The sequence below is a fragment of the Actinomycetota bacterium genome, assembly GCA_030650795.1.
GTDB lineage: Bacteria > Actinomycetota > Actinomycetes > S36-B12 > S36-B12 > UBA11398.
In genome coordinates this window covers 1-11539 of record JAUSDJ010000023.1, presented here as the reverse complement: position 1 = coordinate 11539, position 11539 = coordinate 1, and the positions used below count along the sequence as shown (strand labels likewise).

Sequence of the window (11539 nt, the reverse complement as noted above, 5' to 3'; positions counted from 1 at the left end):
TTGAGTACTTCAGCTCCACTTCAGGGGTACCGCGTTGGAGTGACTGCTGAACGTCGTCGAGAAGAGATTTCCGCTGTGCTCACTCGGCGCGGGGCAAGTGTCACCGTGGGCTCGGCGCTTCGTCTGATCCCGCTGGTCGATGACGATGTGCTGCGCGAGCGAACCCATGAGTGTGTGGTCGCCCCCTGTGAAGTGCTCGTGGTCACCACTGGAATCGGCTTTCGTGGCTGGATGGATGCAGCCGATGCCTGGGGGATGGGCAATGCTCTCCGCGTCAGCCTGACCGGTAGTCGCATATTGGCGCGCGGCCCCAAGGCCACGGGGGCAATCCGCTCAGCAGGGCTGCGCGAGGAGTGGACCGCACCTTCGGAGAGCACCGATGAGGTTGTGCGTGCGCTTCTTGAAGACGGCGTCGAGGGCGTGCGCATCGGGATTCAGTTGCACGGCCTTCCAATTGTTGAATTGAAAGCAGAGCTTGAGGCCGCGGGCGGAATCGTGATTGAGATTCCGGTCTACCGCTGGGATTTTCCTGACGACATTGTTCCCTTGGATCGGCTCATTCGCGATTGTGCCAGTGGTGCGCTCGATGCCGTCGTGTTTACCAGCGCACTTGCTGTCGCCGCTCTTCTTGAGCGCGCCGCCGATCTTTCGCTCTACGACCAGCTCATGGCCGCTTTTCATGAGACGCGGCCATGGGCCTGCTGTGTTGGCCCGGTAACCGCCGCCGAGTTCGTTCGAGCCGATGTGCCGGTGATGATGCCTGAGCGCGCACGACTGGGAGATCTCCTGCGGATGGTCAGTTTGCAATTGCCGTTACGGATGGATCAAGTGCTCGAGCTCGGGCCCTACCGGATGATTCTCCGCCACGATGGATATCTCCTCGATGACGAATTCATCGCGGTTTCGGATACCCCAATGGCGATTCTGCGCGAGCTGGCTCGCAGCCCAGGCGAACTCGTCACTCGTGCGCGACTCCTTGAGCTCCTTCCGGAAGCCAGCAATGACAATGCCCTCGAAACGGCGATGACACGACTGCGCACAAAACTTCCGTCGCGTCAGATGGTCAAAACGGTGGTCAAGCGCGGGTACCGCCTTGAGCAGCCCTGATCCACGGTGTGAGTCACCTTCGCTGACCTGACATCATCGGTCTCGATGACTCTTTCCGATGCAGGTCGACCTGATCTGGATGCTGAACTTCTCGCCTTTGATGCGGCGCATGTCTGGCATCCGTACTCGAGCATTCCGGGCTCTGCGCCACTTCTGGTTGATTCGGCCGAAGGCGTCCACCTCAATCTGCTCGATGGCCGGCAGTTGATTGACGCGATGTCCTCGTGGTGGGCGGCGATTCACGGCTATCGCAATCCGATTCTTGATGCGGCTGTGACTGCGCAACTCAGCAAGATGAGCCACGTCATGTTTGGTGGTCTCACGCATGCTCCCGCTGTTCACCTGGCGCAACGACTGATTGAGATCACACCTGTGCCGCTGAATCGAGTGTTCTTCAGCGACTCTGGTTCTGTTGCTGTTGAAGTAGCCGCAAAAATGGCATTGCAGTACTGGGTTTCTCGGGGTCTGCCCGCAAAGCATCGACTGATGACTTGGCGTGGTGGTTACCACGGCGACACCTTGCATCCGATGAGTGTGTGTGACCCGGAGTCCGGAATGCATGCGCTGTGGCGGGACACCCTTCCCGAGCAGGTGTTCGTGCCGGCACCGCCGCCGGGAGTTCAGGCAGAACTTGACGCCGCATATCTCTCGTCGTGGGATCAAGCGCTCTCAGCGCACGCGCATGAAGTCGCAGCCATCATTGTTGAGCCAGTTGTGCAGGGCGCCGGGGGGATGACTTTCCATAACCCGGGATATCTGACGGCTTTGCGAGAACTCGCCGATCGCCACAATGTGCTGCTCATCTTCGACGAGATCGCCACAGGATTTGGTCGGACTGGAGCGCTGTTTGCTGCAGATCATGCGAGCGTGAGCCCAGACATCATGTGCCTTGGCAAGGCGATGACTGGTGGCTATCTCTCGATGGCCGCAACTCTGTGCACAAGGGAGATTGCCGACCAGATATCGGCCGGTCAGTTTCCGGTGTTGGCACATGGCCCGACCTTCATGGCCAACCCGCTCGCGGCTGCCGTGTCCTTGGCTTCGATTGACTTGCTCCTGAGTCAGAACTGGAGCGCAGAAGTTGCTCGAATTGAGACTGAGCTCTCAGCAGGCCTAAGCCCGCTTGTGGGACACCAAACTGTCAAGGAAGTGCGTGTCTTGGGCGCCATCGGTGTCGTGCAACTCAAGGCGCCAGTCGACGTGGCCGCTGCTACCGACGCGGCCGTGATGGCCGGGGTTTGGATTAGGCCCTTCAGTGATTTGATCTACACAATGCCTCCGTACATTGCCTCGAACGACGAAGTGGCGCAGATCTGCATGGCAATCGTCGCGGCAGTTGACAGCCAACTCCTAGGAGGCGGGCGGTGAATGTGAATTCCGACGATCCACTGGCCTGGTTGGAGCAGAAAGCCGAGCGCCGGATCCGTGCCGGTCTGCAACGCGCGTTGGCCCCGCGAGCCGAGATGATGCCGTGGGTTGATTTTGCGTCAAACGACTATCTCAAGTTGGCAAAGGACCCCCGCGTCGTCGCCGGCGCCGTGGCAGCCGCCGAGCAATGGGGAACCGGTGCGACAGGCTCTCGGCTGGTAACAGGAACGATCGAACTGCATTCGGAACTTGAACTGGCCCTTGCGGATCTCACTGGAACGCCAAACGCGCTGGTCTTCTCCTCAGGCTATCTGGCAAATCTCGCTGTGCTCACGGCTCTTGGTGGTCGTGACTGCCTGATTATTGCCGATGGAGGCAATCATGCATCGCTGATTGACGGCTGCAAATTGGCCAACGCACGCGTAGTCACAGTTGAACACGGCGACTTGTTGGCAGCAGAAGAAGCATTGGTCGACCGCACTGAGTCGCGGGCCCTTGTTGTAGTTGATGCGATCAACTCGGTGATTGGAGATTTGCTTCCTCTCTCCAGTTGGCATGAGATTGCGCACAGACATGGGGCGATCCTCATCATCGATGATGCGCATGGCATTGGGGTGCGCGGCCAAGGACGAGGTTCGACGTGGGAGGCCGGAATTGCCGCTGAACCTGACGTCGTAGTGACCGTGACACTTTCGAAATCCCTTGGCTCACAGGGTGGCGCTGTGCTGGGCGATGCGCGCGTGATTGATCACGTGCTCAACACCGCCCGTCCCTTCATCTTCGACACCGGACTCAATCCGCCTGCTGCTGGAGCAGCACTCGTTGCCACTCAGATCATTCGTCAAGATCCGGCACTTGCCACTGCACTTCTGGATCGTTCAGCTGGCATCGCTCATGCGCTGAGCGTCGCCCCTACAGACGCGGCGATTGTCTCCTGGACGGTCGGAGGCTCTCAGGAAGCTCTGGATCTTGCGGAAGGCATGAGCGGTCTTGGGGTGCGAGTTGGCTGTTTCCGTCCGCCGTCAGTCGCAATCGGCTCTGCTGGTCTGCGCATCACTGCGAACCGTGGCCACAGTGATGGCGATGTCGAACTCCTTGCACGCAGTCTCAAACAATTGGTCACCCCGTGAGGTTGATCGTTGTTTCGGGATCGGGCACTGAATCTGGCAAGACAATCACGACAGCGGCGATTGCTGCCTGTGCCATGTCCAGCGGTCAGCAGGTCGCAATAGTGAAACCGCTTCAGACTGGAGTCCGGAACGGTGAAGCCGGTGATGCGAGGGTCGTGGCTGAACTGACTGGACTGACCGACGTTCATGAACTCTTCAGCTTTGCCGAGCCGCTGGCTCCGGGCACCGCTGCTCGTCGCCAGGGGCTTCCCGGCCCGAGTCTGGCTGAGCTCTCTGACCTCATTCTTGCCCTTGGCGACCGTGATCTGGTGATTGTCGAGGGCGCCGGTGGAGCCTTGGTCCATCTCAACGCCCAAGGGGAAACCATCTTGGACCTTGCATCGGAACTTCGCTCACGCCTGGCGGGCATCGCAAGTGTGGAAGTGCTGCTCACTGCCTCCAGCGGCTTGGGCACCCTGCATTCAACTGGCGCCACTGCTCTGGCAGTGCGCGCGAGTGGATTGGACGTGGACCACCTCGTGATCGCCGATTGGCCGCTAGCGGAGCCCGATCTGGCTCAGCGCAGCAACCTTCAGGATCTGCCCCGATATGCCTTGGCTCCCATCAGCGGCGTCCTTCCATTGGGCATGGGGGCCTTGAATCAGGCCGAGTTTGAGCGGAAGTCTCAGGCAGGTCTCGCCCCGGCGCTTGGCGGAGTGTTCGATACGGCAGAATTCGTCAGGTTGGCTTCACGCCCATGAAATCAAGGAGAGTCTGGCATTGACCACTATCGAATCCCCTGAGGATTTCCTTGTCCGCGCCCGCGCTCAGGTGCTAGATCAAGGCCTTGGTCTGAACCAGGCAGATGTTCTGCGCGTGCTGCAACTGGGAGATGAGTGGCTTCCTGATGTTCTGGCCCTGGCTCACGACGTGCGCATGCAGTGGTGCGGCCCAACTGTCGAGGTTGAGGGAATCGTCAGCCTGAAAACCGGCGGCTGCCCGGAGGACTGCCACTTCTGTTCGCAGTCGGGTCAATTCACTTCACCAGTTCGTGCGGTCTGGCTCGACATTCCGAGTCTGGTCGCCGCCGCTCAAGAGACTGCCCTTACTGGCGCAACTGAGTTCTGCATCGTGGCTGCCGTGCGTGGTCCAGACAGGAAACTCATGGATCAAATTGGCCAGGCAGTCAAGGCCATCCATGAGGCAGTTGAGATCAACGTCTCCTGCTCGGTGGGCATGCTCACACCTGAGCAAGCTCACGAGTTGTCAGCCATGGGCGTGCATCGGTACAACCACAATCTGGAAACTGCTCGGAGCTACTTCACCAACGTGGTCACCACGCACACCTGGGATGAGCGCTGGGAAACTCTGCGCCTCGTCCATGCCGAGGGCATGGAAGTCTGCAGTGGAGGCATCGTCGGACTGGGCGAAAGCCTTGAGCAACGGGCGGAATTCGCAGTGCAATTGGCAGAGCTCAACCCGGCAGAGGTGCCCTTGAACTTCCTGAACCCGCGGCCGGGAACACCGTTCGGGGATCTTGAAGTGATGGATGGCAAGGACGCGCTGCGCACGATCGCTGCGTTCCGTCTCGCTCTGCCGCACACGATTTTGCGTTTTGCTGGTGGCAGGGAGTTGACCCTGGGTGATCTCGGTGCACAGCAAGGCATGCTCGGCGGGATCAATGCCGTCATCGTTGGCAACTACCTTACGACTCTGGGTCGACCAGCGGCTGCCGACATCGACATGCTGCTCGAGCTGAATATGCCCATCAAATCGCTGACGAAGACCCTCTGAGCAGAAATGTGATGGCAGTGATCGAGCATGAGTTCTGCATGCAGTGCGGCGAAGAGTCCAATGGCTCGCACGCCGAATGTGCGCAGGCGGCAGAACTTTCGCCGCCTCGCTACTGCGGTGAATGCGGTCGACGAATGCAGGTTCAGGTCACGCCTTTGCGTTGGCAAGCGCGATGCAGCGTGCACGGAGAGATCTCCGGATGACCGAAGTCGGTGTTTGCCCGGTTGCGCATGGGCAGGTCGATCTTTTTGATCCGAACTTTGTTAATTCACCAAATGGGCTGCTCGCCGAGCTGCGCGAGACGGCGCCGGTGTACTTCGACGAAATCACGGGCTGCTGGTTGGTCAGCCGGCACGCTGATATTCGCTCTGTTCTGAGGCGACCCAAACTCTTTCGTCCAGAAAACGCACTTACAGCCATCACAGCAATTGATCCCTCCGCGCTTCGGACCTTGGCTCGCGTTGGTTTTGAACTTCCGGCGACTCTGGCGAACAACGGCGGCCCCAGCCACGCGGACTTTCGCGCTTTGGTGCGGCAGTTCTTCGCCCCTTCGGCGATCGCAACAGCGCTGCCACTCATTCGCGAGCTCGCTCTCGAATCCGCCGCCTTGGTCAAGCATGATCTGGACGCGAACAACGAGGCCGACCTTGTCGCGCTCGTTACGCGCTATCTGCCTGCCCGCGTGCTTATCGCCTTGTTACACCTCGACGATATTGACCTGCCGACACTGAAGCGCTGGAGCACTGCCTCACTTGAGTTGTTCTGGGGAAACCCTGACGTGGCGCGGCAACGCGAACTCGCCGTGCAGGCCGCGGAGTTCTATTCATGGCTGCGTGTCCGCATCACTTCAGCGGATCCTTCTGGGGTGAACCTGTTTTCCCAGCTCGCGGCTCACCGCACACCAGATGGCCAACCGTTGCGCATTGAAGAATCCGTCGGCATCTGTTACTTCTTGCTCGTGGCCGGACAGGAGACCACCACGCAATTTCTCTCCGCCGTATTGCGCAAGCTCATTGGCCAACCTGATATTTGGCGTCGACTGGCGAACGCAGACGCATACGCCGATAAATTGATTGCATCGGAGTGCGTCGAAGAGGTGCTTCGACTTGAGACCCCGGTGGTGACTTGGCGGCGCATCACTTCCGAACCAGTAATGCTTGGCGAGCAACTCCTGCCAGCCGATGCCCAAGTTCTGTTGATGCTCGCGGGCAGTGGATCAGACCCAGATGTATTTGAGGAGCCTGATCGCTTCGTGCCAGGACGGGTCGGGGCCCGCAAGCATCTGGCTTTCGGCTTTGGACGCCACTACTGCCTTGGAGCCACGTTGGCTCGGACGGAAGCCCATGAAGTCTTGCGCATTTTAGCTCGCGAACTACCAGACATTGCGCTGATTGAGGCGCAGCCCCCGATGCTCGGATTGCTTTCTTTTAGGGCACCCCTGCGACTTCTCGTGGCTCCGCAGAGACCCTAAGGCTTTGCATTTGCGGTATACCAGCCGCATTTAGAAAGCATCTGCTCACTACAATCACGTGTTATGTCGCATCTGCGTATTTCTGAAGCCGCGGATTTACTCGGTGTTAGTGCCGACACCGTACGGCGTTGGCTAGATTCCGGCCGGCTCCAAGAGGCTGTCGAAGCCGAAGGTCCACGCGCCGTCGATGGGGCAAGCCTTGCGGCCTACATGGTGTCCGAGGCCCCAGAAGCACCTGTCCTGCGACAGTCGGCTCGCAACAGATTTCCGGGCATTGTCATTCGCGTTGAGCGCGATGGCGTGATGGCTCTAGTCGAGATCCAGGCGGGACCGCATCGGGTGACTTCACTCATGAGCCGTGAATCGTCCGATGAACTTGGCCTGGCGCCCGGAGTTCTTGTCGCGGCGATCATCAAATCGACCAATGTGGTCGTTGAGCTGGAGGCTCATAGATGAAGAAGCGATTCGGCCTGTTCTCGGCCGTCTCGATGATGCTGATAACGGTGTTCGGGCCGATTGCCTCGCAAGCTGTACCAACTCCGGCTGCGTCACCGGCTCCCACCGGATCGATCACCGTTTCGGCGGCCGCATCGCTCACTGACGTCTTCCCAGTCATCGCCAATGCCTTCATGAAGAAGTACCCAGGCACCACGGTGAAGTTCAACTTCGCAGGCAGTTCAACGCTTGTGCAGCAGATCATCGCTGGTGCTCCAGTTGATGTTCTCGCGACGGCATCTGAGCCAACAATGTGGACAGCAGTCAGCGCCGGTCGCGTCGGCACTGGCTTGCTCTTTGCCAAGAACACGATGGCGATAGCCATGCCACTCGGCAACCCCGCGAAGATCGCTGGACTCTCCAGTTTGAGCCGTAATGGCGTTTTGGTAGCTGAGTGCGCCGTTACAGTGCCGTGTGGTGCCGCGGCACGTGATCTTCTGGCGAAGAACGGTGTCACCGTAAAGCCAGTGACTCTTGAACTTGATGTTCGTTCGGTTCTTGCCAAGGTGATGGCGGGTGAAGTCGATGCCGGGATCGTCTACGTCACCGATGTGAAGTCTGTTGGATCAAAGCTTGCCTCGATCGCCATTCCAAACGAACTGAACATCACCACGACGTACCCAATCGCTGCCGTGAAGAGCGCGGCCAATCCAACGGCAGCGCGAGCATTCGTGAACTACGTGCGCTTCACGCCATCGGCACAGGGCATCCTGCGCGCCTACGGCTTCGCCAGGCCGTGGTGAACCGATCGGCGCGACGGCGTACCCCGTGGTTCCTATTGATCCCCGGTGTAATCGCCCTGCTGTTCCTGATTGCGCCATTGGCTGCGCTCCTGACTCGCGCTCCTTGGGGCTCCTTCGTGGACATCGTCAGCTCTCCGGTTGCTCAAGATGCTCTACGCCTTTCTTTGATCACTGCGACATTGGCGACACTGCTCGCCACCGTGCTAGGAGTCCCTCTTGCCTGGTTGATCGCACGCAGTGGGCTTCCTGGCACCGGAATCGCTCGCAGCCTTGTCCTGGTGCCGTTGCTGATCCCTCCGGTGGTTTCCGGCGTCGCATTGCTCAATGCTTTTGGCAGGCGAGGCAGTTTCGGGCAATTCCTCTATGACCATTTCGGGATTCAATTGCCTTTCACCACAGCGGGAGTTGTATTGGCAGAAGCCTTTGTCGCGATGCCCTTTCTGATCATTGCCGTCGAAGGTGGATTCCGATCCCTCAACTCGCAATACGAAGAGGCGGCAGCCACCCTCGGAGCTTCTTCCTGGACTACCTTTCGGCGAGTCACCTTGCCTTTGATTGCACCTGCGCTGGGCGCGGGAATGGTGTTGTGCTGGGCCCGAGCCTTAGGCGAGTTCGGAGCGACGATCACCTTCGCCGGCAATTTCCCTGGAGTTACCCAGACAATGCCGCTGGCTGTCTATCAAGCCTTGGAAAGCGATCCGTCTGTTGCCGTCGCACTGAGTCTGTTGTTGATCGCTATTTGCGTTGTGGTGCTGATCGCTTTGCGCGGCAGATTCATTCGGCCCTTGGAGTACTCATGACTGTTCTCGCTGACTTCACTTTGCAACGCGATGCCTTTTCCTTGCGCGTTGATCTCACGCTACGAGCGGGCGAGGTTACGGCAATCGTCGGACCCAACGGCGCCGGGAAGACGAGTTTCTTACGGGCTCTGGCCGGTTTGGAGCGCATATCAACAGGCCAACTGCGTCTGGACGAACGCATCGTCGATGACTCGCAGCACGTTTTCGTGGCGCCCAAGGATCGATCCTCTGGGTATGTCTTCCAGGAATATGTCCTGTTCCCGCATCTGAGCGTTCTGGAAAATGTCGCCTTTGGACTCCGCGCACGTGGCGTCAAGCGTCAGGATGCACGAGCGAGTGCCGAGAACTTGCTGAGGCACATAGGAATCGCGAGCTTGCTTGAACGCAAGCCTTCGAGTCTGTCTGGTGGTCAAGCGCAACGAGTCGCGCTGGCTCGTGCGCTGGCAACTGAACCATCGTTGCTGTTGCTGGACGAGCCACTTTCCGCCGCGGATGCAGAGACAAAGAACGAACTGCGGGCGAGCTTGGTTGAGCGGCTTGCGGAATTTCAAGGCTGTTGCGTATTCGTGACGCACGACCCCATTGATGCACTGCTGTTTGCCGACCGGATCATCGTTCTTGAGAATGGAAACGTGGTTCAGGATGACTCTCCTGTAGGCATTGCTGCGCACCCACGGACGAGTTATGTCGCGGCGCTGCTGAGTTTGAATCTCATTCGAGGCAATGCGAACACCGGTGAGCTTGTCCAGCCAAACGGGATAAGGATTCATATCGCAGATCAGTCACTTCGCGGTTCTGCGGCTGCCGTGATTCGACCTGAGTCAGTAGCGATTCATTTAGAGCAGCCGCAGGGCAGTGCGCGCAATGTCTGGCGTGGTGTTGTTACCTTGATTCAACCTTGGGAAGATCGGATCCGAGTGCACGTTCTGGCCGAGCCACCGATGATCGCAACGATTACGCCGGGCGCACTTGCGGAACTTGCATTGCGGCCGGGATCCGAAGTGTGGTTGAGCGCTAAAGCGGTCGACATCCGCACCTACCCGCTTGCGTGAGAGTTGAGTTGCATTTGGCGGCTGTGCAGGGCTTCCCGTATCGGGGGGGCGGAGCCCCGCCCAGCCATTTCGAGGTAGGCCGATACCTGTACGAACAACAGTTTTCAACAAACGTCGTTGCTGGGCTTCATCGCCGGAGCAACCATTCTGCTCGGACTGCCCGTTGGGCGTCTGAAGGGGATCTCGGCAAATGCCCGAGTCGTGTTGAACTCCATCGCAGTCGGCATCCTGATCTTCTTGTTGTGGGATGTGCTCGCTCAAGCATGGGAGCCCATCGACACGGCTCTTGGCGAACTCCACGAAGACTCCGGATCCTTGGGTCCGGTATGGGGCTATGGCCTGTTGTTCATCGGCGGATTGAGCCTGGGATTGCTCACGCTCGTCTGGTACGAGGCTTGGATGAACCGACATCGCGCGAACGCCGTCGTGAGCGCTTCGACGATGTCGGCAGCGCGTCGGCTCGCGCTGTTCATTGCCGCAGGCATTGGTCTGCATAACTTCGCCGAGGGTCTGGCAATCGGTCAGTCAGCGGCGAGCGGGGACATTGCCCTTGCCACGCTGCTCGTCATCGGCTTCGGTCTTCACAACGCAACTGAGGGCTTCGGCATTGTTGCACCGCTGACGTCTGATACCGATGTGTCGGGCAAACCGAGAGTTCCGAGTTGGGGATTCCTGCTCTTGCTCGGTCTGATCGGTGGTGGTCCAACCTTCATCGGCACCGCACTCGGATACAGCGTTGTGAACACCGCAATGTCGGTTGTCTTCTTGTCGCTCGCTGCAGGCTCAATTCTCTACGTTGTCGTGCAGCTGATCATTGTTGGCGGTCGTTCGACTCGTCGCGATCTGCTTGCGTACGGACTGCTTCTTGGGCTCGTCGCCGGGTTCGTGACTGATGCAATCGTGACTGCCGGTGGGGCCTAGTTCCGACGCACGCCTTGAACGAGTTCAGCCCTGTGCCACGTCGACTTTGAACTGCTCCATTTTCGCGCCGATCTCCAGCAGCCGCTTGCGGCCAAGTTCCTTGCGCACCTCCGGGAACAATTCGGTCTCTTCTTCCTTGTGATGGTGCCGAGCCAGTTCGGTGAGCACTCCTGCTTTGGCCTTGTACTCAATGTCGGCAGGTGTGAGCTCACGAATTTCAGAGACAAGCAGCTTCAGCAGATGATGCTCTTCAAGTACCTCAGCAATATCGTCCGCTTCGACATCGGTTCTCCTGTTGACCTCAGGGTAGAAGACCTGCTCCTCCACAGTGATGTGAAGAGTGAGGGACGAGCAAATGTCGGGGATGACGGAGAGGTCGTCCTTGTCCAATTGCTTGAACAGCTTTTCTAGATCCTTGTGTTCTTCCTTGAGCATCACGATGGCATCCATGGAATCTCCACAAGTAGGGGGACCTAGACGGTATTGCATGATCGCGTGGAAGAAACCCCTGCATACACAAGGGCCTTCTAGAAGTGCGCCTGTGAGGGTTCGGGTGATGCGTGACGGATTGGCTTCGCCTGATCCGTTACACCTTTTTGGTCATTATTGTCTTTAGCTTGCTCTTTGGGCATGCTTCTTGCGGACCTCCTTCTCGCTGGTGCGCAGGACGGTTTTGATG

General features: G+C 58.7%; 13 protein-coding genes. 12 read left to right on the top strand and 1 reads right to left on the bottom strand.

Annotation, left to right across the window (positions count from 1 at the left end):
- From Q7L55_06480 to Q7L55_06425, 12 genes are all read left to right on the top strand, one after another.
- Nucleotides 1–1107, top strand: a complete 1107-nt coding sequence (locus Q7L55_06480) for a uroporphyrinogen-III synthase (GenBank protein ID MDO8732202.1) — start codon at nucleotides 1–3, stop codon at nucleotides 1105–1107.
- 45 nt (nucleotides 1108–1152) lie between these two features.
- Nucleotides 1153–2475 (top strand): adenosylmethionine--8-amino-7-oxononanoate transaminase, encoded by a 1323-nt coding sequence (locus tag Q7L55_06475; protein ID MDO8732201.1) that lies wholly within the window; start codon nucleotides 1153–1155, stop codon nucleotides 2473–2475.
- A complete protein-coding gene (locus Q7L55_06470) occupies nucleotides 2472–3605 on the top strand; it encodes an 8-amino-7-oxononanoate synthase (GenBank protein MDO8732200.1) in 1134 nt (377 codons plus the stop codon). The genes Q7L55_06475 and Q7L55_06470 overlap by 4 nt, the downstream gene beginning before the upstream one ends.
- Nucleotides 3602–4345 carry a dethiobiotin synthase gene (locus Q7L55_06465; GenBank protein ID MDO8732199.1) on the top strand — a complete coding sequence of 248 codons (744 nt, stop codon included), beginning with the start codon at nucleotides 3602–3604 and terminating at the stop codon, nucleotides 4343–4345. The genes Q7L55_06470 and Q7L55_06465 overlap by 4 nt, the downstream gene beginning before the upstream one ends.
- Nucleotides 4346–4364: 19 nt before the next feature.
- Nucleotides 4365–5378 (top strand): biotin synthase BioB, encoded by a 1014-nt coding sequence (bioB, locus tag Q7L55_06460; protein ID MDO8732198.1) that lies wholly within the window; start codon nucleotides 4365–4367, stop codon nucleotides 5376–5378.
- A gap of 11 nt (nucleotides 5379–5389) precedes the next feature.
- A complete protein-coding gene (locus tag Q7L55_06455) occupies nucleotides 5390–5581 on the top strand; it encodes a hypothetical protein (GenBank protein MDO8732197.1) in 192 nt (63 codons plus the stop codon).
- Nucleotides 5578–6849: a cytochrome P450 gene (locus Q7L55_06450; protein MDO8732196.1), complete on the top strand. Its 1272-nt coding sequence runs from the start codon at nucleotides 5578–5580 to the stop codon at nucleotides 6847–6849. Before Q7L55_06455 ends, Q7L55_06450 begins: the two co-directional genes overlap by 4 nt.
- Nucleotides 6850–6912: 63 nt before the next feature.
- A complete protein-coding gene (locus Q7L55_06445; GenBank protein ID MDO8732195.1) occupies nucleotides 6913–7305 on the top strand; it encodes a TOBE domain-containing protein in 393 nt (130 codons plus the stop codon).
- Nucleotides 7302–8087 carry a molybdate ABC transporter substrate-binding protein gene (modA, locus tag Q7L55_06440; GenBank protein ID MDO8732194.1) on the top strand — a complete coding sequence of 262 codons (786 nt, stop codon included), beginning with the start codon at nucleotides 7302–7304 and terminating at the stop codon, nucleotides 8085–8087. The genes Q7L55_06445 and modA overlap by 4 nt, the downstream gene beginning before the upstream one ends.
- A complete protein-coding gene (locus tag Q7L55_06435; GenBank protein MDO8732193.1) occupies nucleotides 8081–8887 on the top strand; it encodes an ABC transporter permease in 807 nt (268 codons plus the stop codon). Before modA ends, Q7L55_06435 begins: the two co-directional genes overlap by 7 nt.
- Nucleotides 8884–9939, top strand: a complete 1056-nt coding sequence (locus tag Q7L55_06430; GenBank protein ID MDO8732192.1) for an ABC transporter ATP-binding protein — start codon at nucleotides 8884–8886, stop codon at nucleotides 9937–9939. The genes Q7L55_06435 and Q7L55_06430 overlap by 4 nt, the downstream gene beginning before the upstream one ends.
- A gap of 117 nt (nucleotides 9940–10056) precedes the next feature.
- Nucleotides 10057–10860, top strand: a complete 804-nt coding sequence (locus Q7L55_06425; protein MDO8732191.1) for a ZIP family metal transporter — start codon at nucleotides 10057–10059, stop codon at nucleotides 10858–10860.
- 24 nt (nucleotides 10861–10884) lie between these two features.
- Here the strand turns inward: Q7L55_06425 and Q7L55_06420 are convergent, their stop codons facing one another.
- On the bottom strand, nucleotides 10885–11310 hold the full coding sequence (locus Q7L55_06420) for a hemerythrin domain-containing protein (protein MDO8732190.1): 426 nt from the start codon (nucleotides 11308–11310) through the stop codon (nucleotides 10885–10887).
- Nucleotides 11311–11539 lie beyond the last annotated feature (229 nt).

Excerpts from the sequence above, each read along its gene's own strand:
- Q7L55_06475 (MDO8732201.1), top strand. The coding sequence starts at position 1,153 with ATGACTCTTTCCGATGCAGGTCGACCTGATCTGGATGCTGAACTTCTC.
- Q7L55_06455 (MDO8732197.1), top strand. The coding sequence starts at position 5,390 with ATGGCAGTGATCGAGCATGAGTTCTGCATGCAGTGCGGCGAAGAGTCC.
- Q7L55_06450 (MDO8732196.1), top strand. The coding sequence starts at position 5,578 with ATGACCGAAGTCGGTGTTTGCCCGGTTGCGCATGGGCAGGTCGATCTT.
- Q7L55_06445 (MDO8732195.1), top strand. The coding sequence starts at position 6,913 with ATGTCGCATCTGCGTATTTCTGAAGCCGCGGATTTACTCGGTGTTAGT.
- modA (MDO8732194.1), top strand. The coding sequence starts at position 7,302 with ATGAAGAAGCGATTCGGCCTGTTCTCGGCCGTCTCGATGATGCTGATA.
- Q7L55_06430 (MDO8732192.1), top strand. The coding sequence starts at position 8,884 with ATGACTGTTCTCGCTGACTTCACTTTGCAACGCGATGCCTTTTCCTTG.
- Q7L55_06420 (MDO8732190.1), bottom strand. The coding sequence starts at position 11,310 with ATGGATGCCATCGTGATGCTCAAGGAAGAACACAAGGATCTAGAAAAG.